Below are 24,635 nucleotides of genomic sequence, written 5' to 3' on the forward strand. Positions count from 1 at the left end.
GAATTAAGGGTTAAATTTATGATTGACTTCATTGTAGCACATTAATTTACCGAAAGCAAAGAAAACAGCAAACTATTTTTGGAGCAGCTGCCCATGATTCGACGGAGTGAACCATGAGCCGCTCCCAGCCGCAAGGTTTCTAATCAATATACCCTGCAAGCCCCTTGTCCATCAGATAGTCCATTTCTGCATCGAGAATATTCTCGACTGTCAGTTCGTCCAGCTTCACATCACGCTGGGCAGTAACATAATCAACCAGGTCATCGTTGTCTATATCAACTTCGCCTTTGCTGTTGGCTTTGGCATTGTTGATAAAGTTCTGCTCATGCTGCAGCACCAGCTTGATCAGCTTCGGATCAACCTTCGTTTGGGCGGACAGCACATCCAACAATTCCTGCTCATTTACTTTATCGCTCATAATCGTTAGTCAGCTCCTCAGGCATTTATGCTCCATTATTGTAGCACAAGTCAACCTGCCGGCGCTTCGTTTCGGCTACAGGCTCCATCCGGGGATTTTGCGCAAATCTCCATCCCAGATCTGCACAGTGCTCTTCACCGGAACATCCCGGGGAGAAGATGCCGTCTGAATATAACAGGAGTCAATCCCTACTTCTGCAGCCCCGGCGATATCCGTACGCGGATCATTGCCAATCATAATCGCCGAGCTTAAGTCCGCACCGTAGGTGTCCGTCAAATAGCGGTAAAACAACGGGTCCGGCTTACTCACCCCCGCCTCCGAGGAGATAGCCACCCCATCAAACAAATGCAGGATGCCAAGCATAGTCAGTTCAGCCTCGACGAAGGTTTTCTGTCCGTTGGACAGCAGGAACACTTTTTTGCCGCCGGCTCTTAAGCTCTGGAGAATTTCTGCCACTCCGTCGTACAGGGAGATATGAATCATGGATAACGTCCGTACCCATCTCACCGTTTCATGCAGCCAATCCTCGTTCGGACTTCCGCCCAAATCCCGTGCCACCACCCGGAAGACTTCCTCCATAACGAAATCGGGAAACTCACAGCTCTGTGCAGCAGCGGCAAGCTGGATGTCCCGCTCCGCCAGGAACCTTTCCTGCAGCTCTGTTCCCGTGATGTTCATACCGTGGTAGCTAAAGTGGAGCGCCAGCCGTTCCCATACCTCGGGGCGTTCTTCATCGGTTTCAATATCAATCAGCGTACCGTACAGATCAAAAATATAGGTTTGATACATAAAAATGCCCCCTTATTTCGTTTGTGTCCGGCCCACCGCAGTTAGAATGCCGGATAGAATTCATATTTTCAGTTTACTATAACTATATAAATTGAACCAAGAATTCTTCTATTCTTCTATTCTTCTATTTGGGATTGGCCGTGACTACAGAGAATATTTGGACTTCCGGCCGCTGTTAGGTTTAGATTTCCTGATTTTAACCGCGAATAGCGGTAGAAATCCAAACCTAAAGGCAGACGCTATCGCTCCTCCAGTTCCAAAATTCCCCTCCGCCACTTTTCCCTAAATGTAATTCTCAGAATTCAATCTATATAGAGTACTTATAGATTCAATTCATAATAATTGCAACAAAATCAAAATGATCAACGTTAAGAAGATGACGCACACCTGACACTCTACTCAACTAAAGGAGACTACACACATGAACAAGTCACTGAAAACAAGCGTTGCCCTCTTAACATTGTCATTGGCTCTTACTGCAGGAGTCGTATCGGCCGCACCAGCCACAACCTCCATCAAAAACAACAAAACGCCACAGGCATCCGCCAGCACGGCGGCTAAAACTTTCACTATTGAAATCAACGGCTCGACCCTTTCTGATACCGGATTACAGTCTTCCAGTACCAAAGAACCCTTGATTCCCCTTCGCACCGTTGCTGCGGCGCTTGGGTTTACCGTCACATGGAATACAGATACCAAAGCTGTTGATCTGAATAAGGGCAACATCTTTACAACCGTGAAGAACGGTGAAGACCGCTATGCCATCAATAAAATGTATACAACACTCGGAACAGCACCGCAGATGAAAGGGAACCAGCTGTATGTTCCGGCTTCCTTTGTAAGCCAGGTGCTGCACCAAACCATCTCCGTGGAGGGAAAACAAATCGTGATTACTCCAGCCGTAGAACATCAGAATGAGAGTGGCGTCATTACTGCCCTTCGCAATGACGGTAAGTTCCAGTCTGTACAAATCAAAGGTACGGGCACCGCAGGTATTGTGCTGAATGTGGGCAAGGATACCGTTATCCAAATGGCTGACGGCACAAAGCTTGCATTTACCGATCTTCAGCTCGGCATGACCGTGGAAGCAGAGCATGCCATGTTCGCCACCCTGAGTCTGCCGCCGCAAACCCCTGCTTACAAAATCACTGTACAGGACTCGAAAAAGCAAGGCACTACGCTGGCGACGCAAGGCACTGTGGAAGAAGTGATCAAAGCTGAAGACGGCTCGCTCAGCATCCGGATTAAAGGCACTGCCCTTAGCGAGCAATCGCCAAGCGAGGTTGTGCTTCGTCTGGCTGAAGATACCGCACTTGTTAATGAAAGCGGCGAGGCTGTAGAGGCAAGCACACTGGTTCAAGGTGCCAAGGTTATCGGATTCTATAGCCCCTTAATGACCAAAAGCCTGCCGCCGATCGGCACAGCCCTGAAGGTCGTTGTAGAGACAGTCCAGGAATAATTGGGCAGAGCGACACAAAGATGATTTATACAGAAGACCACGTTGACTGCCTTTGCAGAAAGTGTGGTCTTCTGTATATTCCTTAAGAGATCTTATCCCTTAATTGCCTCTCTGATTACAGGCTTGCGGCCCAGCGTCACTCTATTCTTGCCGGCAGCCTTCGATAGATACAACGCCTCGTCAGCCTCACGGTATAAATCCTCAAAGGTAATATCACTGTGCTCTGTAAACGCAATCCCGATGCTTACGGTGAGCTGGATGCTGTGTCCGCCGTCCAGTTGAACAATATGCTCGCTCATTATGGCGCGGAAGTTCTCAGCTTCCGTCAGCGCTGCCCTCTCACTGCCGGTAAAAAAGCATACGGCAAACTCCTCACCGCCCACTCTGCCGGCAATGCCGTTATCCTTGTACACCGCAAGTATTTTACCGGAGAGATCGACCAGAGCCTGATCACCCGCTATGTGCCCGTATGTATCATTGATCAATTTGAAATCATCTATGTCGAACAGCAGCAGGGCCATCCCTGCCCCCTCGCGAATCGTGTACTTCTGCACCAGCCGCATGAAATGCTTGCGGTTGTACAGCCCGGTCAGATCATCAACCGTTGCCTGATAGAGCAGCTCCCGCTCGTACCGTTTCTTCTCACTGAGATCGCTGACCACAATAAGCATGCCGGAAGGCCCCGTCTCTCTGCGCCCTGAAGCAATTAGCGACACCCCGTAACAGACGTCCATGGTGCCGGGGGCCTCGACTTCGAACTGCCCTTCAACCCGTTGTCTGTAATAACTGGCGATGTCACCGTAATGCTCCAGCAAATGATGGATGCTCCGGCCTTCCCAGCTTCTTGTCTGCTCTCCAATCAAAGCCGATAACATGGTCTCCGCGACTTTATTGACGTCGATAATGCTGTCATAACGGTCCGTCAGCACGATGCCGTCCTTCATATTCTCAAAGATCTTATTCTTGGCCAGCGGATATAGGGAAAGCCGAGGATCGCGGAACAAGGACAGGTACGCCGCCAGTACCGGAGGCAGATATGTAAATGCCGTAAAGCCTGTAACCGAAATTTTGAGGAGCGGGAGGAAGAAAACAGAAATTACCGGAATTATAAGTCCGGCCAGCAAGAGCAGATTTCTCTTGAAAAAATACTTGGGTGCATTCAGCAGAGATAGGGCCAGCAGATAGACGGCATATATACCAAAGAGCTGGTCGTAGGCTATGAGGATCATACTCAGAACCGTCGGCTCAACCATTATTCCGCTTATCCCCGCTACAGTGGTTATGCCAACTTCACTGCGCATCAGGTGATGAGCGGAGTCCGTGAAAATCAGCACAACATCCAGCACAACCGGAACGCAAAAGAAGGCAAGCCGCCGGTCTAGCCCTTCCGAAGAACGGGACACATACTCTTTAATCGCCGCGTAAGTAAATATCGTGCTCAAAAACAGCGGAGCCTGCTGAACATTTTTCCAAAACAGCTTGGCCTGAAAAGAAAGGGAGAGGATTTCTCCGGCCGTAGCCGCGAAGATTGCGCTGACAAGCAACATTAAAATCCATAAATAGCGTCTTCCAGGTGTGTTGCGGTGCTTGTATGAACTGACGCCCATGTAGAGACTTAGAACACTGCCCATTAGTAAATAATACGGATAACCCTGCATCCATGGCATGTCATATTTCTCCTAATTTTGAGATAGCTTTGCCTTATTATATCCTACTATTTCGCACAAATGAATCACTCCTTGAAAAAATTACTTTCTTTTCGGGATTGTGGAAACTGAATGTCCAATCGGCAAATGCGCCGGTTACTGCAGAGGGCAGGCCAAACATACAGGAAGACCCTACGGGCAGCCCGTAGAGTCTTCAAAAGGTGAGAAGCGAATTTTTAATTATGCCAGTTTCCAATTGCTAGGGTGCTGTTCCAGAAAACAATCGACGCAATCTCGATTTGGTCTTCCCTTTCAGATAGTACATGGGTTAATCAACTACCTTTCGGAATACACATTCACATGCCGTTCCATCCGTTAATTGATACCTTCCACTTCCCACCTGCTTATTATTACCCGCTCCCAGCGGCGGCCAAACAATAAACGACAAAAAAAAGAGATCCCGGTCCGCCATCTGCATGACTTCCGTAATCTCCCTGTTTGTCTGAAAAATGTTATTTCTTCTGTGCCAGACGCTGTTTGAACTTGTCCACGCGGCCGCCAGTTTCTGCATCTCTTTGTTTACCTGTATAGAACGGGTGCGATGCGGAACTTGCGTCCACACGAATCACCGGATACGTGTTGCCATCTTCCCATTCCATTGTTTCACCGGATGACTTAGTAGAAGCGCTCAGGAATTTAAAGCCTACGCTGGCATCCAGAAAGATAACCTGGTTGTATTTCGGGTGTATGCCTTCTCTCATTGCAATAACCTCCTTCCCGGGTAAATAATGCTCTATGGTAACATGAAGCCATCTCTAGGTCTATTTAAGCAAAGATACTTAGACGAAGGGAAATGCGTAATTTCTACGATCAAATTACGCCACTCCATCATACGCGATCCCGCTCCCGGAGTCAACCTTTGTCCCGTTTTTATTCCTATTCTCTTCCGGTAAATGGCATTCTATTCCTTCCGTTTCTACGGATTCTACAGCGACTTTACCATGCCGCCGTCAACCAGAAGACATTGTCCGGTAATGTAAGTATTCGCGAAGGACCCCAGGAATACGGCGGCCTTTGCGAACTCCTCCGGAGTGCCTGTTCTCCCAAGCGGAATCTGGCTAAGGGCCTCCTGCTGAACTTGCTCCAGCGGGACAGCCCGGGCTTCGGCGCGTTTGCCGTCAAGCTGCATGATCCGGTCAGTTCCGATGCGCCCAGGTGCAACTGAGTTAATCAGAATCCCCTCCGGGGCAAGCTCGGTCGCCAGACTTTTGGTCAGCGCGTTTACACCAGCCCTGAACACATTGGACAAAATCAGCCCCTGGATCGGTTGTTTAATTGAAACGGAACTTATGCCAACGATACGTCCGCCACCCGCTGCGCGCAAATATGGCAGTGCTTCCCGGATCAGGCGCACCGTACTCATCAGCGTAAGCTCAAAGCCGCTGTTCCAGTCGGCATCCGCCATATCAGCAAACCCTCCACCAGGCGGCCCCCCGGCGTTGGTGACAAGCACATCAAGGCCCCCGGCCTCCTCAGCCGCAGCCTGAACCGCCCGCCGGATATCCTCCGGGCTCGTCACATCCATTTCCAGTATAGCAACCTGCTGACCGGTCGCCTCCTCAATTTTGTCCCGGGCCGCAAGAAGCTGCTGGCGGTTTCGGCTGGAAATGGTCACCTTTGCTCCCTCACGCGCAAATTCCAGAGCAGTTGCCAGTCCCAGTCCCTTGCTCGCCGCCGCCACAAATACCGATTTTCCGTTCAGACCCAAATCCATGCTTCTTCCTCCCTACAATATAGATTGAATTTAAGATTTCTCCATTTAGGCGAGGACGTAACTACGGTGAATATTTGGACTATTATTAGCTTGTCCTGGATTTCCATATTAAACGTCATATTCGAGCTGCTTCTTGGCCTGAACAATGAAATCAAACGGATTCTCGATGGTTTCGGCCTCATATTCCACAGCACCAATCTTCAATCCCAGATTTACCTTGTATTTGGTGGAGAACTCCGTATCGTTTAATTCCTGAAGCTTAAATTTGATCCGTTCAATGACAATCTTAGCGCCTTCCCGGTCGGTAAACAACAGCAGCCCCCAGGTAGCATCGTCCTTATCCAGTAAATACAGCGCATCATTGGTACGGATGCTGGACTGGCTGAGCTGGGATACATCATAGATGGCCTCGGACAATTGGTCATCCGGAATCAGCCGGCGGATCTCGCTCCAATATTTCACCTTGATCACAAGCAGCGTAAGCGGGATCTTGTAACGGGTGGAGATGCCTGTAAAGAGGCTGGCATCCTTCTGGAAAGACACGCTGTTCCGCAAATCGGTATTCTCGTCAACCGTGGCCAAATTGGCGGATTTCTTCATCAGCCGCTCGTTCTCTGCCTGCAGCTCGCGGCTGCTTGTAGTGAACACCCATAACACTACGGTAAGCAGCGGTGTCATGATCAGCCAGAAATAGGTGTCTACACCGATCGTTTCCCCCTGCGATACCGTCTGGTAGACGATAAAGAAACCATAGCCGAAGATAAAGGCGAGATTCAGCGTGAGCCCGGCGGTTACCGTGGTGAAATAGGTGACCAGCGCCAGCAGAAACGCAAGATTCAGAATGATGATATTCTGGATATAGTGATCCGGCGAACCGGAGATAAATACAATACATATGAATATCAGTACCAGAAAGGCCAGAAAGCCCAGGTCGGATACCAGTCCGCTGCGGTTACGTCTCACGCTGATCACCACGTTTCTTGAAATGTTTGCGAAGCAGCAGAAGCAGCGCCACAAGCACCAATGTGACCACAAGCACGACTGCCACCACAAAGCCCAGCACATCGCTGCGGGCTGTAATTTGCTTTAACACCGAATCCTTGGCCGCACCGGTAATCGTCTTGAAGCGGTAAGCGCCGACGTTGCCGTCCTTATCAAGGAGGACCCCGTCGCCATACACCTTCCACTTATCCTTCTCGGTAGAAATCAGCTTGGAGGCCAGGTAATAATCCTCTGAGTTAACCCCGGTTACTGCCAGCAGCCCGCGCCCATTCTCATATGGGGAGTCGACAAGCTGCAAGGTTCCGATTTCTGCACCATACTTCTCTTCAATACTCATCTTCTCATTCGAGAGGAGCGTTGAACCGTCCGTGTTGTAGCGGAAATAGAGCTTGTCGTTATTGTCCCGGATAACCTTATTATTCTTGTAGGATCCTATGGCAATGATATTGTTATTCTTCAGATTATCGGCACTTACATCATCCCTATAGTAGTGGATATCTCCTGTATTGCCGCCGGCATACCGCCCAAGCAGATTGAAGACATTGCCCAGACTTTGATAGGAGTAATCATCCATCTCAGCAGGCAGCACAACGGCAACATGGTTATAAATTTCATCGCGCAGGAATGGATACGGATAGTTATTGAACAGCAGTTCCGTGCGGTCCTTTGTATTTAAATGCATCGCTGATTCCTTGCCGATATAGGCCCAAGGCATTTGCTCCGTATTCGGCGTACAGACGGCACTTGCCATTTCCAGATCAAAAGCGACCGTGACAGAGAAGTTTCCGGAAATATTCAGGCTTTGCGGCACCGATACATTCAGCGTATCGCCGTTAGCCAGCTCCTTCGTCAGCTTCTTGCTGCCAATTGGCGTATTATTAATGCTCACTGTAACCAGGGACCGCTCAAAATCAAGATTCTGGGCATAGCGGAAATCCAGACTGATTTTACCGGAATCGGCAATGGAACGGTTAGAGGGCAAGGAAACAAAATAAGTCCGTTCCTGATGATTAGGTCCGGTCAGCTTGTCCCCCGCTTCGGCAAAGGTTACATTCGAACTGATGGAATAGGCCGGATCGGCAACTTCGGTGGCAGCATCAACTGCCTTCACATCACTGCTGATCTGGCTGAGCAGCTCCTGGCTTGCGAGCAGCCGTCCGGCTTTGATCAGCAGGCTTTCGTCCTTCGAGGTTACCACCAGCGTTGGCCGGGTATCCTTCTGGACCAGCTGAATCAGGGCATGGGTGCTGAGATCCTCAGTGGAGCTTAAGAGCTTCTTCAGTCCGGCGGGAACATGGTCGTACATCGCCACCACGACCACGAAGCCCTTATCCTTGATTGTATCCTCCCGGTAGGGCAGCAGCGGAATCGTCCGGTCTTCCAGCATGTTCCCCTTTACCAATCCCGACAAAGCATAGGTGGCAGACTCCAACTCGGAGCCGCTGGCATTCTCCGGTATGGCAATAAGACTCTTATTGCTGTTTAACGTATCAATCCCGGAGAACCTTTCCGTGAAGTCACTAATGCCTCCGGTTAGTGCTTTCGGGGTGTACACCACTGCAATACTGGAGGTGTTGAACAGATGCAGCCAGCTGCCCTGCTTGTTGTCAACATAGCATATTTGGTCATCTGCTGTCGTAGTCCGCAGATTCCCTTGAATGCTCAGTACGTTGCTGCCCTCTCTCAGGAACCCTTTAGGTGCACTAAGGCTTAGTCTCTGCTCCCCGTTATTCTGCAGTGACGGCCTGAACGAGTAGAATGGACTGCCGTTAAGCGACAGGGTGACACTTGAAATCTGCTCCTCTGTAATTTGCGAAACTTGAAAATGCAGATTGATCTTAAGCTCATCTACATTCCAATAATCCATTATTGTGAAGTTCTGCTGCATGGAGCTGGATCCCGAAAGGGCAGTATCCGTTGCGGTAAAGGATGTCTCATAAGTCAGCCTGCCATCTCCGGGAAGTGCCGGCGCGGCAGAAGCCGCAGGGAGCTGAATCAGGAGCAGGGAGAAGCAGAGCACCCATAACAACATCTGTTTTTTTATCATATTCCGTATCTCCTGTGCATCTTATTTCTCTTGCTCCGGCGCTTTAATAGCGTTCGGTTTTGTACCATTTGGCTTCCCGTTTGAAAATGACGTCCTTAAGATAGTTGTATAAACCGTAAGCGGCGACAACCATCCAGAGCTGGCAGTACGAAACATACATCAGCAGAATGATCCATAGATTAGACAGGCTCATCTCGCCCTTCTCCGTCGTCAGCGTGATGAAGATTCCGACCACGAACAGGATGATGGCAAGCAGCCACAAGAAACTGCTGAGTCCGGCAATCGTAGTGTGAACATAACCCATCGCATGGAGAACCAGCAAGATATCCGATGTCACAAGCGAGATCAGGAGCAGGAAGTAGATCGACAAGTAATACAGGATATCGAAGCGTATTTTGGCAGCCGACTTATTGAAGAGCAGCGGAATGTTCTTGACGATTACATAGATGTTGCCTTTCGCCCAGCGTGTCCGCTGCTTGAACCAGACCTTCACCGTCTGCGGCTCCTGCTCCCAGGTCACCGATTTCGGCTGAAACTTGATCCGGTAGCCCATCATGTAAATCCGGAAGCTGATCTCGGTATCCTCAGCGATTGCTTTGACATCCCAGCCGCCGATGCTCTCCACAATAGACCTGCGCATAATAAAGTTGGTGCCGGGAATAGTGCAAAGCTTGAACAGCTTCCACCGTCCCGCCTGGGCCATCCACTGAAAAGACAACGTCTCAATATTAATAAACCGGGTGAGCAGGCTCGCATCACGGTTGCGGGTTCTGAATTTTCCGATTACCGCACCAAGTGTGGAGTCGTTAATAATCTCCGCCACCAGATAACGCAGCGCCGTCCTTTCCGGTGTATTGTCAGCATCATAAATGGCGATCAATTCGCCCTTGCTGCGGGCAAAGCCTATATTTAGCGCATTGGATTTGCCTTTACCTCCCGTGACCGCATCCGTATTAATGATCATCAGATTGCGCTGCGGATGTCTTTTCTGAATGTTCCCCAGCAGCAATGCACTATTATCCGAGGAGTTATCATTAATGACGATAATCTCGTAACGGTCATGCGGGTAATCGAGGGCCAGGAGCGACTCTACGGTCTTGCTGATGACCACTCCCTCATTGTGTGCAGGAACCATGATGCTGACAAAGGGATACTCGCCCTTAATCTCGGGGACATCTTCGTTTTCCGTTGTGATGTAATATAAATATCCCGCGATGATTAAAGCCACATTCACAAGCAGCAGCGACCAGATGCAGATCACCGCGATCACCATCAGCACATCCGATATCGTCATATTGTTCTCCTACTATTGATAAATTTTCTTTATTTCAAATATTTTCTCCGGTACATCCTGTAACCGATTATCAACAGGCTGCCGAACACGAGCAGAGAGATGATGATGACCACAATAAAAAACTGATTTTGCGCACTGAACAGCCGGGTGAAGCTTTTGACCTGCTCCTTCTGATACTGGTAATCGCTGTCCACCACTTCCGGGGCATACCCGACATTAAGTGCCTTGCCGCCCATTCTGATGACCCCGTCTACGGAGGCAATAGTGTTCGTATCGGTAACTACCTTATGGGCTCCCTGCTTATAATCGGCAAAAGAGATCCAGCTCTGCTCCACCGTATGCAGCATGGATTCCAGTCCTTCGTTGTCCTCCGGAAGATCGACAACAACTGCGGTATCCAGCGGTAACTGGGGCATAGCCTTTCCGGTATGCCGCAAACTCAGGAGGAACTCCGGCGTCACACTGTACAGGCTGGAGGCAAAAACCGCCGAGGTGTCGGTCTGCTCCATATACCGGGCTTCTTCATCCGGATACAGCACAGCTGAGTCGAAAAAGCCCATTCCTGCCCCCGCATACTCTTTGTCGTAGGTCCAGTATCCTTCCGCTCCAATGCCCAGCGGTGCTATACCGCCCGCCACCAGCACATTGATGAACCCGTTCATCTTGCCCTTCAGTGAGCGGTCGCTCAAGCTGATAGGCGGTCTTACCGCAGGCGCATTCACCACAATACTGCCGTTGCGGGATTGCACAATTCTCAGCGCCTCCAAATAACGCTCCATCGCCGGGAAGTCGGTGTTGCCGAACACCGGCCGGACACTGGCAATGAACGGAATTCCGTTCTGATAGAGCCGGTCTGCTGTCTTCTCCAGCAGCTCAAAATCCGAGAACGGGTAAATCTCCTTCAGTACCAGATAGGTTTGAGGTGCTGCTGAAGACGGAAGCCAATCCTTCAGTACATAAGCCATTGCGACAGTACTGAAATTGCCTTTCTCCAAATAGGGTACATAAGTGTATTGTCCCCGGCTCACGGCATAAGGCGCCTGCAGACTGCCGCCCTGAAATGAAAAACTGCCGTAGGCGTGTGTTGCCTTGCTCGCCGCAATATAGGGCATGTCAGGCACATTCAGGCTGACTCCGGAGAACTCTCCAATAGAAAGGCTGGCATATTGCCCGTGAAATACAGCCGTGGATAGCTGCAGCGACTGCTTCATCTTCACTGGGATGTTATAACCAACATGCAGAACCTTCCCCGGATAATTATCCGCATCTTCTAAGTACGCCTTATTCGTAATGGCAAGATCTTCACTGTTTATGACTGTTATCACGCTGGAGTACGATGCCAGTGTGCCTTGCTTGTATTCATCCAGACTCAGTAGTGTAACTTTGGTGCTGTAGGCGGCCAGCAGCCGCTGAAGCTCCGTGATATTGCCATCCCGGGGCGTTCCTTTCGCCAAGCTGTCGTACAGCAGCAGGGTCTGCTGCGGAGCGGGAGCGGAATGTACGGGAACCGGAGCCGGAAGCAGCAGTGCGAATATAACCAGCAGCAAGCCTATGATCCTCTTGCGGTTCAAGCACTCACACCCTTTTCGGCTACGGGATATTCGCCTGCAGGGGCGGCAGGGCTCGCGGGAGTCGCGGTTGAGATTTTCTTTTTCAAGAAGAGCCCCCGTCCAATGACACTTGATACGGTAAAGAAGGTCACCAAGTCAAACGACAACGTAAACAGGAATTCATGCTTGGCAATGTCGGCATCGCCCGCTCCGATAATAGATACAAAGATACCGGACAGCCCCACCAGCATCGTCGCTATAATCAGCAGCAGTCTCTGCAGGCCTCTGAAATTCCCGGCTTTCGCTGCCGTCACAAAGGACGGCGTAAAAATCCCTATAATAACCGCCATCCATAAGAGAATAAAGGCGAAGGTTCGCGGGGCCAGCTTTTCTTTAAGCATACTGTAAAGGGTGAAGAAATGGCTTTGCGCGCGAAATTCCTTACCTACTGATTTCTCGTAGTTGCCCATCGCCGCAGGCTTGATGGTATAGGCGCTTTTCGCGGCAGTATCCAGTATAGAGCCCATCTGGGCAGGATTGGCCAGATAATATTTCAGGACCGAGACAAAGCCGTACTGGCTGTAGAAGTCCTTCTCCAGAATGTCCGATTTCACATCAACTGTGCCGTATTGGTCGTAATACGTATTTTCCCTCAGAATCGCGTATTGCTCGTTGATGCCAAAGGACTTCAGAGCCGTTTCCGGATTGTCGGATTGCATCATCACCCCGCGGGTCATGGCATGATATTGGTTAATATTCACGAACTCCTTGGAGATGTTCAAATAGGTTGCAACACCCGTGATCATCATCAGCGCCGCAGCAGCAATAGTAAGCCAGCGGAAGAGTCGTTCCTTCCGAATCCAGATAAGCGAAAGCGCGAACAGGGAAATCACCATGCCCACCGGAGCATTCTGCTGCTTGGAGGTCGTCAGGATCAGCGTACTGATCAGAAACACCGCCAGCATGGCATAATCATTATATCTTCCGCGGTAGAGAAGCAGCCATGACGCGAACATGAACAGCATAGTAATCATCACAATGCTCTCGCCAAAGAAGGAATTGAAATACGCCGTATAGCCGGTATCTCCGAAGATAACAATCGCAATGACCGCGGTGATCATCCCCCGTCTGCGGGACATGCGGCAAGTAACAGCCTCTATTAACAGATAAACAGCTGCGACATAAAGAATCAGATAAATGGCCGCCTGAAAGCGGATATCAAAGACCTCTTTGCTGAAGAACAGCTTATTGACGCCGATCGCCAGCTTAATAAAGAGGGATTGGGAGGAGACCAGCATGGAGCTGTTCTCATTATAATATTGATAGATTCCGAACTGTTTAACAAAATAGCCAAAATACTGGCTGTCATAATCCGGCAAGTTGAAATAGAGGCCGTTGCTGTAGATGATGCGGAAAAAGTCGCCGTTATCGGCCATCCCCACATAGGGAGCCGTAAACAAGGCGAAGACTGTAATGAACAGTACGCCAATGGCCGCTGTCAAAGCAGGGGTTACCGTTAAATTAACAGGGATTAAACCTCTGCGCAAAGGTATTTTCATTGTGTTGTCATCCATGCGGGTTCACCTTCGTTACTATTAGATTAAATTAGTAGGAATAAGCGAGTAAGGCCATAAGATTGTCAAAAGAATAGGCTTGTCCCGTCTCAGGATTTCCGAACCCGCCGTATAGGACACTCCCTGTATCCGTAACTCTAAATTCGTTCATTCTTTCTATACTTCTGCTATAAAGAGAGTCGTCGCCGATCTCCGCGCCAATCATTGCCGTAAGGGCATAAATTGCCGTGGAGCGGATATCATTGGCCGGCTGGCCGTCCCTGGTGTATTGCCCGTACAGCGTTCCCGCCTCAACCTGCTCCTTGATATAGCGGATACTCTGTGGTTTCTGCCGGTCCACCTCAGCCAAATTCAGAATACTCAGCAGCGATTCCACCGTATTGATCTTTTCCGAGCTATAGTTACCTGTCTTATAATTAAATCTCGTTTCATAGAACGGGAACTCATCTGACAGATACCCGTCCTCGAGAATTGTGTTCATGTTGTGTAATAAAATTCCGCGAATTTCGTCATTTATCGACAAATTTTGCAAGACATCCAGATTAATATAACATAAAGTAACAAAGTCATTGGTCACCCGGAAATCATTGTCATAGAAATCATACATATATCCATCTTTTACATTATTGCGGTAAAAAGTCTTAGAATATTCGGCTGCTTCGTTCGTGTATTCCTTGTTGTCAAAGGTGTCTCCTGCTGCATATAGCGCGCCGATCAAGCGTAAATCATCAACGGCGGCATTAAGGGGGTAGTGTTTTTGGAGTTTCGGACTATAACGATAGCTGAAACCGCCCTCTGTACTGAACGTTTGCTTCGCCTTTGCCCATTCTGAGGAGAACATCTCCTTATTGCCGCTCAGTACGGCGATCCTCATCATGAGTGAAGCAGACTCGCTTAGTACTTCGTGGCCAGTGGCTGCTTCTGCCGTCTGGTCGGTGTCCTGCAAATTTGTATAGACGCCATAAGGACCCGTAAGCTGTTTTGCAATGAATGTGTACAACTCCTGTTCTTCTTTATCTATATGGACGGCTGGTTGGCTCTTCAAGGGAGTAGGGGATGAAGGTAAAGAACCCGCGCTAGTCTCCGGGGAAGATATCGGCTGCTCCCCATTGCTCTTGCAGGAGGCCAATAAACATAGAGACAGCATAATAGCCGCAACTTGAATGCTTTTATTTCCCAATCTATCACTTCCTTTAGAGATAGCATTAAGGTTTCGATACTATTATAACGGTAATATAAGTCACCAAATGTAGATTAATGTTGATCATTATGTGTCAAACCAATAAAAAATATCTAAATATTTACATTTTATGCGCCGAATAGACAAAAGCCGCCCTACAGGGCATTTACCGGCCCGGGCAGCTTCATTTTTATGCATATAATGGCTCTATCCTTTAATTCTCCGGTACGTCTCCTCATCCGACACAATATATAATCTGGCATCTTGCGGAATGGGCTGATTAAGCTTGCGGTTGATGCTTAGGTCGCTGTGGTCGGACAACAGGGTTGCCCCCCGCGAAAGCAGATCCTGAAAGGCATCTCCATAGGTTTGCCAAGCGGGATTCCGCGGGATCTCATAAATGTCGTCGCCATGCTGGCGGCTGAGCAGCTGGGTGATGACTTCCGAATTCCCCTCCTGCAGGGCGGAACGCACAGCCAATCTGGAGATGGCATCATGCGACAGCACGAACTCATTCACCTGAACATGCCGGAAATTCTGAATATTCTTCTCCTGCATAATCTCTACAGTAGTATGTACCTGCGGCGCGAGCCGCTCAATGCTCGAAGCGATCAGCAGCGACTTGCCGTCAATCAGCGAAGCTTCGTCGATCCGGTTGTCACCGAACACAATGGCTGCCCTTGCTTCATGAATGTTAGCCTTCTGCAGAATTTCATCACTGGATGCATCGCCGCTGATAAAATGAACCTGTTCCATATGCTCCAGCGGATGACGCCCCGATTCGTCAATAATGACGATCTTGCATTTCGGTGTGTAGCATAGGATCTCTTCGACGGCTGCCTGCGTTTTGCGGCTCCAATTAATCAATACAATATGATCTGCGGCGTGAAAGCTCAAGGTTCCCGCTCCTCTCCTTCTCTGCACCTCTCCCATGGCCTCAACAATCTTTCCGATGACCAAGCTGAGCAGGCCTATGCCGAACACGTACAAAAATATGGTGAACAGCTTCCCCATTACCGAAGTCGCAAAAAAGTCGCCGTATCCAACGGTGGCCATCGTAGTCATGACCCAATAGAAGGCGTTGAACCAGTTATGAAACGTACCCGGCTCCAGAACAAACGCGATGGTTGCGCTCAGAACAATAAAAAAAAGGATTATCAGCCCAATCGACTTCTTCTTTAGACGCATCAGCTTTCCGGATATTCTGAGTAAAAAATGCACCCTTCCGCCCCGCTTCCGATGTTAAATAGGGCTGCCGCACCGTGACCCGGCACGCGCAGCCTTAGTCTGCCGGCCCCTGGAGGGAGCCTGCTGAATTAAATGATCAGACTGCTGACGGCAAAGGCAGTTCCGATGAATACCAGGCAGAGCATTGTGCCTACGGCCACATTCCCTTGCTCCAGCTGTTCGGAAATCCTGAAATTGGGAGTGAACAGTTCAAAGATCCAGTAAGCGGCGATCAGGCAGACGTAACCTACCGCAAACCATAACATCATGTGCCAGATAGAAGTATTCGTATATGCCGCTACGCCCAGTACGATCGCTGTGGCCAGAAATTTGCCTCCCAGCGCCAGAGCTACAGCCACATTGCCTTTCTTTAATTCCTCCATATCCTTGAACGGAGTCATCAAGCCGAATACAACCATGCCAAGCACCTGAAGCAGAATGATAGTCAGAACGCTGACTATCAAATTAATAACAATCGTCAATTGGCCCACCCCCGAAATTTCGCATAAGCCGAATCATAATCGGCAAAATCATGCACTTCCTCCAGCACCACGGAGGCTGTCTTCTCTTTCTCCAGCGCTGTATAACGCTTGTCGTCAATCGGCTGCTTGATCCGGTTGCCGGAAGGCAGCTCAAGCACGGCGAAGTTTCTTGTCTTCTCCTTGAACTTGGTCTTATAGACTCCGACAAGATCCACATCGGTGGTAATGGATACCTTTAGATTCTTCAGATCCTCTGCAGCCGTCTTCTGGTCTCCATACGATTTAAGCGTGGACCAGGCGGACAGGCGGATCTCATTCTTCTGGTCAGCATCCGTAACCAGCTCGGCATCCATGAACTGCAATGTCCAGATCTTATCCCCGGTGGCATAGTTGCCATCGTTCGGGAGCAGCTCGTTATCCGGCAAAACCGTCATGTCGCTGCCGATCAAATCCCCCACTGTGCTCTCCACTACCCGGTAATCCCACGGTACACGGGATACACTGTCCGTTGTTTCCGCTGCAGGAGTACCTGCATGAAACACACTGTCCTCATTGCTTGAGCATGCGCTCAGCAGCACCGACAACAGCAGTATTCCAAGGACCGCGCCCAGCCGAATTACCCCGAAGCGCCCGGTCCGCACCTTTCTACTCTTACTCATCTCCAAGTTCCCTCACTCCTAGCGCGATAAAATGACTGGCATTGCCTGTAATCGGTCCGCCTGCCCGCCCGAGCAGGCCACAAGGTTTCCCGTTAATGACGAACATGCCGGTGAGCAGATGAAACTCCCCTTCCGCTGTCTGAATCCGGGCCAATTCGGCTCTTTTTTGATAGACGGTGGGGAATAGTGTACTGCTGTCAAAGCCTTCCTCGTCCTGCAGCTCAAGTGTCCCGTTGTCATCGAAGAGACGTACAGAACCACCTTCACGGCCGAATACAGACTTCGAGACAAAGCTCCCGGAGAATACCGGCTTATTGTAGGTCGGCAAAATATAGCGGGAGATCGCCTCGCGCTCTTCCTCACTAAACAGCAGTCCCAGCTCATACATCCCCCATACCGCCGCAATCAATCCCTTGGACTGCAGCAGGATGCTGTGCGGTCCGTTGAATAACTCCAGCTGTCCACTCTCTACGGCGTAGGCGAGCGCATCGCCGCCTTCGTCTACCGCCATCCATTCCTTGGGATAGAGGGCGAACATCCGCTGAATAACCCGGTCCTCTCCATCCCGTACAGTCCCTTCATCAATCCATAGTTCAAGACAATCCACGCACTTGATATCCAGGCCGCTGTGCTTCACAAGGGCCTCAATCGTGCCGGAGTCTTCCTGATGGGAACCGTAGGCGACACAAGCTGCCGTGTCCGGCCGTTCTGTGCCCCAAGCCGCCGCAAGAAGTCCCTTCATCGCTCCATTGGGGCTGGCGATTCCCGCCTGCTCGCAGATCCAGGGTGTAGCGATGGAGGCCTCCACATAACCGGTAGGCGTATCGGCATTCAATTCAAGCAGCTTAATCGCCCCGTTGTCCGCCACGGCGAAATCGAACCGGGCATAGAGGCTGATGCGGCCCGGCTCCGGCAGCGGGCATTCATCAAGCATCTGCCACAGGACGGGGGGAATGCCGAGCAAATCATATAGATCATGTCTACGGTGGACATAGCGGACTGTTTTGTCCAGTATAGCCCACAGCTTGACCGAGGCTTCTTCAAGTTCCTGGTAAGTCTCGCCGCGCATCACCGCAACGGCATCAAGCCAATATTCTTCATCCTCCAGATCTGCCCAGGTGAAGCCAAGCTCATGCAGCTTCTCCACTCTTGGCGCCCGTTCCAGACCCGATTGATCCACAAATTGAAAGACACTCTCTGCAGAACTCATCCGCCGAAACCGCTCTTGCTGCTGGAGCTTCTGCCGGCGCTTGATTTTGACGATGAGGAGCTTGATTTACTGCTGGAGCTTGAACCGCTGGAGCCTAAACCGCTGGATGTGCCCCCAATGCCGCCTTTCTTCGAGGATGTCCCTCTTCTCGTGATGGAGCCGGTGGAGGAAGTAGAGGTTTTCGGTTTTGCCACAGATCCGGCTACCTTTTTGTTCTGGAAGCTGCCACTGCTGTAGGTCGGCGGCTTGTAGGTAGTCCGGGTTCCTCCGTAATAGGTCGGCCGGTCATTGTACCAGCCTCTGGAGGAGTAGAACGAGCCGCTGTTAAACAGCATGTGGTACAGCAGCATATCATCCCAGCCGAAACCCGAGCTGTAGCCGCCGTAATTGTTAATGACGGTTGTCCCGCCGGAGGTTACTACCCCGCTGCCCTCCTGCACGGTCTCTTCCACATTTTCTTCCGGGTACGGAATATTCCAGTCTACATTTTTATCAAAATAAGCTTTAACCTCTTCGGTGGACCAGGAGACAAGCTTCGGCTCTTCGCCCGGGCTGCCGCTGGCACCCGCCCCGCCCGGTACAAACAGTGCATTGGCCAGCAGCGCAATCCCTAGCGAGGTGGACAATACACGCAGCGGCTTGCCTTCTGCATTGAACAATTTGGACACGGCGGGTTCTTTAGTATTTTCATCTTTTCCCAACATGGGCCCCTCCTTTCCTGACAATTTATCCTTCAGCACGCATCGGAACCAGCAAAAGCTCCAGCTTTCCCTCGTCCACGTTCAGCCGTCCTTCCACTGCCTCATACTCCCGGCTGCCCACAACAATATAATTGACATGTTCCAGGGCAGTAATCATATTCATGCTCCAGGTACGTTCCTCGATGACACGCAGATCGCCTTCCGGCATTTTTTCAAACAGGATGACCTTCATTCCATTATCCACTTATTACCCTTCTTTCCTGATAACTGTTATGCTTCTGATACGCTGTAAGCACAATTTCGTTTCATGAGCCGCAGTCCATCCCTATCTATTTTATCTGTTACGGTCCAAGTAAATTCTAGGGTATTGGAATAATCTTGGCAATCGGAAATACGTTAATGGAAGTCTGTTCACAATATGTTCCGAACCCGGCTATTCATTGGCTTTCCGGATGAATGCTATTTTGCTCTGTCTATGGATGGATTTCCTCTGGGAATGGTGTAAGAGATCGTAGTCCCCCTGCCCGGCGTACTCACAATCATCAGACCGGTTCCGTATATTTTGAGCAGCCGCCTCTGGATATTCCTCAGGCCGATGCCTCCTTCGGAGTGTGTTTCGGACAACACTTGTTCAATCCGTTCCGGAGTGATGCCTACCCCATTGTCAGATACTGCAACAACGAGCTGCCCGGACAGCAGCTTAACGGACAGATTGACGGTTCCTCCGGCCATTTTCCGCATCAGGCCGTGGTTGATCGCATTCTCCACCAGCGGCTGGATGCTGAGCGGAGGGACCAGTTCGCGCAGGCCTTCCGGCACATCCAACTCGATATTCAGCCGCTCATCGAATCTCGCCTTCTCCAGCGCAAGATAGGACCTCACCAGCTCCAGTTCCTTTCCGATCGGCACCGTTTGCCCGCGGTTCTGGAAATCAAAGCTGCTGCGCAAGTATTGGCTGAGATCAAGCAGCAGATCGGTCGCCTTATCCGGATCATCGGAACAAACTGAGATAATGGCATTAAGCGCATTATACAGAAAATGAGGTTTGATCTGGGCCTGCAGGAAAGCAATTTCCGTCTGTACCGACGTACGGATGGACTTACGCATATCCAGCAGCGTCTTCACGCGTGCCCTGAATTCCCGCAGCTCTACCGGCTTGCTTAAGTAATCATTGGCCCCCGCCTCAAAAACAGCCTGAATATCTTCCGGGCGGCTGCTGCCTGTCAGTACTAGGATCGGCAGTTCAGATAAAACAAACCGCTCGCGAATCGCCTTGCATAACACCAGCCCCGGCATTTCAGGCATTACCCAATCCATAATGATCAAGTCCAGTTCGGGATGATTCTGCATTTGTATAATCGCATCAGGTCCGCTGCCTGCGGTAATCACTTTATGCTGCTCCAGCTGCAGCGCATTGGCCAGCACCTGGAGATTGACAGGATCATTGTCGACAACAAGGATGTAGCAGCATTCCCCTTCAAGGGGAAGCGCAGGCTCTTCTCCTGGAGACTCCAAAGCCGCTGCCGACTCCCAGCCGGTAATCTCCAGATAGTCCTGATCCAGAAACGCTGTTCGTTTCTGCAGTATCGGCATCGTGAAGCGGAATACCGAGCCTTGACCCGGTTCAGACTCGGCTTCGATTCTCCCTCCGTTCAACTCTACCAGCTTTTGGGTGATGCTGAGGCCAAGGCCGTTTTCCCGGTAGGTTTTTTGGGCGTCCGCCCCTTGCGGATCGTACGCGTCAAAAATGGTACGCAGGCGCTCCGGAGCGACCCCTAAGCCAGTATCCGCTACAAGGATAGCAACATACTCTTCTTTAACCTCAGCAGACAGGGTTATCACACCCTGAGGGGTATTATTCACAGCATTTGACAACAGGTTGAATAAGATTTGCGACAGCCGCTGCTCATCTGTTTCTAGCAGCGGGAGAGACTCCGGCAGGTTCAGTTTGAAGACCAGACGGGAATTGCCCGATACATGGCGGGTAACCTCCATTACGGAAGAAGCTACTCTCCGCAGGTCCACCGCCTGCCGCCGCAGAAAGAAATCCCCGTGATTCAGCCTGGCGAAATCCGACATATCATTAATTAATGCAGACAGCCGCCTGCCCGTAGAGACTATCATGGACAATTGACCGGTTTGCTCAGGAGTTAAAGCTCCGGCTGCACCCTCGGCCAGCGTCTGTGCAATGTTTACAATGCCCTGCAGCGGCTTCCGCAGCTCCTGCGAGGTATCTGCCATAAAGTCGTCCTTCAGCCCGTCGAGCGTCAGCAGCCTGCGTGACAGCTGCTCCACTTCCAGGAAGGAGGCAGCGTATTTGCGGGTCATTAGCGCAGCTTGAAAGAATCCGAACAGAATGATCTCGTAGGAGGTAATAACATAGCTGAGGGCAAGGCCGGTAAACGTAAGCAGGTAGCATAAAATGACGATGCTTAAGCTCTCAATACTGACCATCATGAAGAACATGTTTTGCGTGTTTTGTTTCGTACCTTTAACCATGGAATAGAGGACAAAGCTCAAGCTTATGGAGCCCCAGGTCAAGAGCAGCCCCTCAAGATAGCTGAACCAGTAAGCAGGCACAAATATAGCGATAAGCAGCAGGGCGACAGTGATCATCTTAGAGGTCTTGATGACCGCCGGAGGCATTGGATAGTTTACCGAGTGGGCAACATATCTGAGCAGATAAAAATAAACCAGCGTGGATGAAGCCAGCTGCAGCTTGAGTACAATATCATAAGGCAGGCCCGGAAGCGCGAAGGAGATCAGCTTCTCCCCGTGGGTCAGTACATAGACAAAGGCCGCTGTGCAAAATAATCCCAAATTTAAAGTGATGCCCCGGCTTTCCTTTACTCTGGAGAACATCAGCAGAAATAAGGAGAGGGCAAAAAAACCGAACAGCGTTGCACCATCCACAAAAAGAGCGAATTCCCGGTGCTTCAGAATGTCGGCCTGATAGCCAATCACGATCGGCAGAACAATTCCGCCGGAAGAGTAGCTGTAATTGGCCACCTGGACAATAATCTCCAGCTTGTCGCCGGACACGGCAGCGAATCCCATGTAGGGGTAGTTTTCTTGCCGCCCCTCAGAAGAGGAGGCAGACGGACTTCCACTGCTGCCGATCTCCTGTCCGTTCACAAACACCTTGCTTGCCGTGCGTATATTAGCCGTCCGAAGGCCGTAAATAACATCCTCTCCATAGGGAATCATGGCCTGCAGCCGATAGGTGGCATAACCTCTGGCTTCTGGGCTGCCGGTATCCGACAGATAACGGTTCCATTTATCCGGCACCTCGATTATGGTAGAAGCCGGCACTCCCTCCCCGCCCGGATCAGCTTGGCTGAAATCCCCCGGCGTTAGCAGCGCATCGCGGTATAATTCCCATTCCCCGTTCAGCTTCACCACGCCGTCATGGCGGAAATCCCAAGCCCGAAGATCCATGACCCCCTGGCGGGAGACCGGCATATCTTGCTGGCCCGTAAAAAGATGAAGGACCGAAAGCAGCGGCAATAGGGATACCAGCAGCAGACTCCCGAGAATACGCTGCCAATATTTCAGCATATTTCCTCCCCCTTTCTAAAAAAAGCCGATTCCATTTATTTCGGAACCGGCGGTAATTCTTATTAGAGGTGCATATTGGAATTACTGTGCATCCTGCACGGCGGCAGGAGCTGTATTATCCTGTGTTTTGGATAAGAACAGATTCAGAATGATCGCAGTGAGCGACCCGGAAACAATACCATTCTGCAGCAGCATTCTGGCAAACTCCGGCAGTTGGTCGAACATGGAGGGCAATACCGCCGAGCCCAGGCCGACAGCGATGCTGCAGGCGGCAATCAGCAGGTTGCCATCCTTGCGCAGATCGACCTCGGAGAGGATCGACATTCCGGAAGCCGCGACCGAACCGAACATTACGATCATTGCCCCGCCGAGTACCGCATTCGGCACGATTGTGGTTAACGCAGCCAATTTAGGCAGCAATCCCAGCACAACCATGATACCGCCGGCGGCAAAAATCACATTCCGCGTCTTGACACGGGTCAGTGACAGCAGTCCGACGTTCTGTGAGAATGCGGTATACGGGAAGGCATTAAACAGCCCTCCAAGCATTATGGCGAGACCTTCAGAGCGGAGGCCGTTGACAATCTGCTTCTGCTCGACCTTCTGGTCTGTAGCCTTGCCTACGGCAAAGTATACGCCGGTCGATTCCACCATGGATACGATATTTACGATAATCATCGTGAAAATGGCCGTAACGTTAAACTCGGGCCAGCCAAAGTAGAACGGCTGGGCCACGCTGATCCAAGAGGCAGAACCGACAGTGGAGAAATGTACAATGCCCATAAAATAGCCGATAGCCGTCCCGACAACCAGACCTACCAGTACGGAAACGGAACGCAGGAACCCGGTTGTCAGCCGGTTCACAGCGAGAATCACCAGCAGTGTAATCAAGGCCAGCAGCAAATTGCGGGGTTCTCCGAAATCAGGTTGTCCCTGCCCGCCGGCCACATTATTCATAGCAACCGGAATGAGCGACAGCCCGATGATGGTCACCACGGAGCCGGTTACCACGGTCGGGAAGAACTTCAGCAGCTTCCCATAGATCGGGGCGGCAAACACAACGAACAATCCCGATATAATAATCGCACCATAGGCTGTTGCCAGATTGGAATCCAAGGCAATGGCAATAATGGGACTGACCGCAGTGAAGGTGCAGCCCAGCACCACCGGCAGGCCGCTGCCGAAATATTTACTGCCCATGACCTGCAGCAGCGTGGCCAGTCCGCAAGTGAACAAATCCGCAGCAATGAGGTAGGCCATTTGTGTTCCATTCAGGTTCAGCGCCCCTCCGACAACAAGTGGCACAATGACCGCGCCGGCATACATGGCCAGCACATGCTGGAGTCCTAATGCGAAGACCTTTTGTTTGCTTAACATCCTGCACTCTCCTTGATCATTTCTTTAATATCAGCAGTATTGTCTATAAAATGAACTTCTCCCGGCGCCATGGAAGCGATTCGTGCCAAGGCATGCACGGGGATTCCTCTTTTCTCCAGCAAACTGCGTCCTTCCTGAAAGCTCTTCTCGATCACGCAGCCCACACCTAGCAGCTCTGCGCCGGATTCCTCCACGATATCAGCCAGTCCCACCAAAGCAGCGCCCGTAGCCAGGAAATCATCGACGATCAGCACTTTGTCGCCCGGGCCCAGATATTTCTGCGAGATGCTGATCCGGTAATGCTCTTGACGGGTAAAGGAATGTACCGGGGCCGAATAGACGTCCTCCGACTGCGTGATGGCTTTCTTCTTCTTGGCATAGATGAATGGCACCTTTAAGGCAATGCCTGCCGCCATCGCAAACTGAATTCCGCTGGCCTCAACCGTCAACACCTTCGTAACCGGCAGATGCCCGAAGATCGTCTTGAATTCCTGCCCGATCTGCAGCGCAAGCTCCGTATCCACCTGATGGTTCAGAAACGAGTCCACTTTCAGCACCGTATCCGACAGAATCAAGCCCTCTTCTCTGATGCGTTCCTCTAATATTTTCATTACTGCGGGTGATCGCTCCTTTGATATGATCTGATGAATTCTTTAAATCGTGACAAGTGGAAACGATAAATTCTTAT

General features: G+C 50.7%; 21 protein-coding genes. 1 reads left to right on the forward strand and 20 read right to left on the reverse strand.

The genetic code is table 11. The features are described from left to right. Positions 1-139 precede the first annotated feature (139 nt). The gene (locus tag ACAN56_RS30690; RefSeq protein WP_341097078.1) at positions 140-418 is read right to left on the reverse strand and encodes a hypothetical protein; all 279 of its coding nucleotides are present in this window, start codon (positions 416-418) and stop codon (positions 140-142) included. 75 nt (positions 419-493) lie between these two features. Continuing rightward, on the reverse strand, positions 494-1,207 hold the full coding sequence (locus ACAN56_RS30695) for an HAD family hydrolase (protein WP_341119229.1): 714 nt from the start codon (positions 1,205-1,207) through the stop codon (positions 494-496). Positions 1,208-1,628: 421 nt separating this feature from the next. On the opposite strand from ACAN56_RS30695, the gene ACAN56_RS30700 reads away from it, so the two are divergent. Then, positions 1,629-2,666: a copper amine oxidase N-terminal domain-containing protein gene (locus ACAN56_RS30700; protein WP_379147606.1), complete on the forward strand. Its 1,038-nt coding sequence runs from the start codon at positions 1,629-1,631 to the stop codon at positions 2,664-2,666. Between the two features lie 92 nt (positions 2,667-2,758). Here the strand turns inward: ACAN56_RS30700 and ACAN56_RS30705 are convergent, their stop codons facing one another. From ACAN56_RS30705 to ACAN56_RS30790, 18 genes are all read right to left on the reverse strand, one after another. Beyond that, positions 2,759-4,333, reverse strand: coding sequence for a sensor domain-containing diguanylate cyclase (locus tag ACAN56_RS30705; RefSeq protein ID WP_379147608.1), 1,575 nt, complete (start codon positions 4,331-4,333; stop codon positions 2,759-2,761). 491 nt (positions 4,334-4,824) lie between these two features. Further along, positions 4,825-5,073 carry a type B 50S ribosomal protein L31 gene (locus ACAN56_RS30710; protein WP_038597814.1) on the reverse strand — a complete coding sequence of 83 codons (249 nt, stop codon included), beginning with the start codon at positions 5,071-5,073 and terminating at the stop codon, positions 4,825-4,827. Positions 5,074-5,297: 224 nt separating this feature from the next. Then, positions 5,298-6,086, reverse strand: coding sequence for an SDR family oxidoreductase (locus ACAN56_RS30715; protein WP_038597815.1), 789 nt, complete (start codon positions 6,084-6,086; stop codon positions 5,298-5,300). A gap of 108 nt (positions 6,087-6,194) precedes the next feature. Continuing rightward, positions 6,195-7,049 carry a diguanylate cyclase domain-containing protein gene (locus ACAN56_RS30720; RefSeq protein WP_038597817.1) on the reverse strand — a complete coding sequence of 285 codons (855 nt, stop codon included), beginning with the start codon at positions 7,047-7,049 and terminating at the stop codon, positions 6,195-6,197. Next, positions 7,039-9,135, reverse strand: a complete 2,097-nt coding sequence (locus tag ACAN56_RS30725; protein WP_038597818.1) for a cellulose biosynthesis cyclic di-GMP-binding regulatory protein BcsB — start codon at positions 9,133-9,135, stop codon at positions 7,039-7,041. Before ACAN56_RS30725 ends, ACAN56_RS30720 begins: the two co-directional genes overlap by 11 nt. Before the next feature lie 43 nt (positions 9,136-9,178). Then, complete coding sequence (locus ACAN56_RS30730) at positions 9,179-10,429, reverse strand: glycosyltransferase family 2 protein (RefSeq protein ID WP_038597820.1); 1,251 nt, start codon at positions 10,427-10,429, stop codon at positions 9,179-9,181. Between the two features lie 29 nt (positions 10,430-10,458). Next, entirely contained in the window at positions 10,459-12,000 is a 1,542-nt protein-coding gene (locus ACAN56_RS30735; protein WP_379147612.1) for a hypothetical protein, read from the reverse strand. Further along, a complete protein-coding gene (wsfD, locus tag ACAN56_RS30740) occupies positions 11,997-13,538 on the reverse strand; it encodes a glycan biosynthesis hexose transferase WsfD (RefSeq protein WP_038601102.1) in 1,542 nt (513 codons plus the stop codon). Before wsfD ends, ACAN56_RS30735 begins: the two co-directional genes overlap by 4 nt. Positions 13,539-13,584: 46 nt before the next feature. Beyond that, the gene (locus ACAN56_RS30745) at positions 13,585-14,553 is read right to left on the reverse strand and encodes a hypothetical protein (protein ID WP_379147614.1); all 969 of its coding nucleotides are present in this window, start codon (positions 14,551-14,553) and stop codon (positions 13,585-13,587) included. 387 nt (positions 14,554-14,940) lie between these two features. After that, positions 14,941-15,954 carry a potassium channel family protein gene (locus ACAN56_RS30750; protein ID WP_038597823.1) on the reverse strand — a complete coding sequence of 338 codons (1,014 nt, stop codon included), beginning with the start codon at positions 15,952-15,954 and terminating at the stop codon, positions 14,941-14,943. A 95-nt stretch (positions 15,955-16,049) separates the two neighbouring features. Then, positions 16,050-16,442, reverse strand: coding sequence for a DUF350 domain-containing protein (locus ACAN56_RS30755; RefSeq protein WP_038597825.1), 393 nt, complete (start codon positions 16,440-16,442; stop codon positions 16,050-16,052). Beyond that, a complete protein-coding gene (locus ACAN56_RS30760; protein ID WP_379147616.1) occupies positions 16,439-17,101 on the reverse strand; it encodes a signal peptide protein in 663 nt (220 codons plus the stop codon). Before ACAN56_RS30760 ends, ACAN56_RS30755 begins: the two co-directional genes overlap by 4 nt. Next, a complete protein-coding gene (locus tag ACAN56_RS30765) occupies positions 17,094-18,311 on the reverse strand; it encodes a glutathionylspermidine synthase family protein (RefSeq protein WP_038597830.1) in 1,218 nt (405 codons plus the stop codon). The genes ACAN56_RS30760 and ACAN56_RS30765 overlap by 8 nt, the downstream gene beginning before the upstream one ends. Then, complete coding sequence (locus tag ACAN56_RS30770) at positions 18,308-19,012, reverse strand: hypothetical protein (protein WP_379147653.1); 705 nt, start codon at positions 19,010-19,012, stop codon at positions 18,308-18,310. Before ACAN56_RS30770 ends, ACAN56_RS30765 begins: the two co-directional genes overlap by 4 nt. Positions 19,013-19,037: 25 nt before the next feature. Then, positions 19,038-19,244: a hypothetical protein gene (locus tag ACAN56_RS30775; RefSeq protein ID WP_038601107.1), complete on the reverse strand. Its 207-nt coding sequence runs from the start codon at positions 19,242-19,244 to the stop codon at positions 19,038-19,040. Between the two features lie 227 nt (positions 19,245-19,471). Further along, complete coding sequence (locus ACAN56_RS30780) at positions 19,472-22,570, reverse strand: ATP-binding protein (protein WP_379147619.1); 3,099 nt, start codon at positions 22,568-22,570, stop codon at positions 19,472-19,474. A gap of 81 nt (positions 22,571-22,651) precedes the next feature. Next, positions 22,652-23,947 carry a nucleobase:cation symporter-2 family protein gene (locus tag ACAN56_RS30785; protein WP_341097107.1) on the reverse strand — a complete coding sequence of 432 codons (1,296 nt, stop codon included), beginning with the start codon at positions 23,945-23,947 and terminating at the stop codon, positions 22,652-22,654. Continuing rightward, positions 23,941-24,558, reverse strand: a complete 618-nt coding sequence (locus ACAN56_RS30790) for a xanthine phosphoribosyltransferase (RefSeq protein ID WP_038597834.1) — start codon at positions 24,556-24,558, stop codon at positions 23,941-23,943. Before ACAN56_RS30790 ends, ACAN56_RS30785 begins: the two co-directional genes overlap by 7 nt. Between the last annotated feature and the right edge of the window lie 77 nt (positions 24,559-24,635).

It is taken from the genome of Paenibacillus paludis (assembly GCF_042610515.1).
Taxonomy (GTDB): Bacteria; Bacillota; Bacilli; order Paenibacillales; family Paenibacillaceae; genus Paenibacillus_AQ.

Bases quoted from the DNA above. Each gene is read 5' to 3' on its own strand.
- ACAN56_RS30690 (WP_341097078.1), bottom strand. From the start codon at position 418: ATGAGCGATAAAGTAAATGAGCAGGAATTGTTGGATGTGCTGTCCGCC.
- ACAN56_RS30695 (WP_341119229.1), bottom strand. From the start codon at position 1,207: ATGTATCAAACCTATATTTTTGATCTGTACGGTACGCTGATTGATATT.
- ACAN56_RS30700 (WP_379147606.1), top strand. From the start codon at position 1,629: ATGAACAAGTCACTGAAAACAAGCGTTGCCCTCTTAACATTGTCATTG.
- ACAN56_RS30705 (WP_379147608.1), bottom strand. From the start codon at position 4,333: ATGCCATGGATGCAGGGTTATCCGTATTATTTACTAATGGGCAGTGTT.
- ACAN56_RS30710 (WP_038597814.1), bottom strand. From the start codon at position 5,073: ATGAGAGAAGGCATACACCCGAAATACAACCAGGTTATCTTTCTGGAT.
- ACAN56_RS30715 (WP_038597815.1), bottom strand. From the start codon at position 6,086: ATGGATTTGGGTCTGAACGGAAAATCGGTATTTGTGGCGGCGGCGAGC.
- ACAN56_RS30725 (WP_038597818.1), bottom strand. From the start codon at position 9,135: ATGATAAAAAAACAGATGTTGTTATGGGTGCTCTGCTTCTCCCTGCTC.
- ACAN56_RS30730 (WP_038597820.1), bottom strand. From the start codon at position 10,429: ATGACGATATCGGATGTGCTGATGGTGATCGCGGTGATCTGCATCTGG.
- wsfD (WP_038601102.1), bottom strand. From the start codon at position 13,538: ATGAAAATACCTTTGCGCAGAGGTTTAATCCCTGTTAATTTAACGGTA.
- ACAN56_RS30760 (WP_379147616.1), bottom strand. From the start codon at position 17,101: ATGAGTAAGAGTAGAAAGGTGCGGACCGGGCGCTTCGGGGTAATTCGG.
- ACAN56_RS30765 (WP_038597830.1), bottom strand. From the start codon at position 18,311: ATGAGTTCTGCAGAGAGTGTCTTTCAATTTGTGGATCAATCGGGTCTG.
- ACAN56_RS30775 (WP_038601107.1), bottom strand. From the start codon at position 19,244: ATGAAGGTCATCCTGTTTGAAAAAATGCCGGAAGGCGATCTGCGTGTC.
- ACAN56_RS30780 (WP_379147619.1), bottom strand. From the start codon at position 22,570: ATGCTGAAATATTGGCAGCGTATTCTCGGGAGTCTGCTGCTGGTATCC.
- ACAN56_RS30785 (WP_341097107.1), bottom strand. From the start codon at position 23,947: ATGTTAAGCAAACAAAAGGTCTTCGCATTAGGACTCCAGCATGTGCTG.
- ACAN56_RS30790 (WP_038597834.1), bottom strand. From the start codon at position 24,558: ATGAAAATATTAGAGGAACGCATCAGAGAAGAGGGCTTGATTCTGTCG.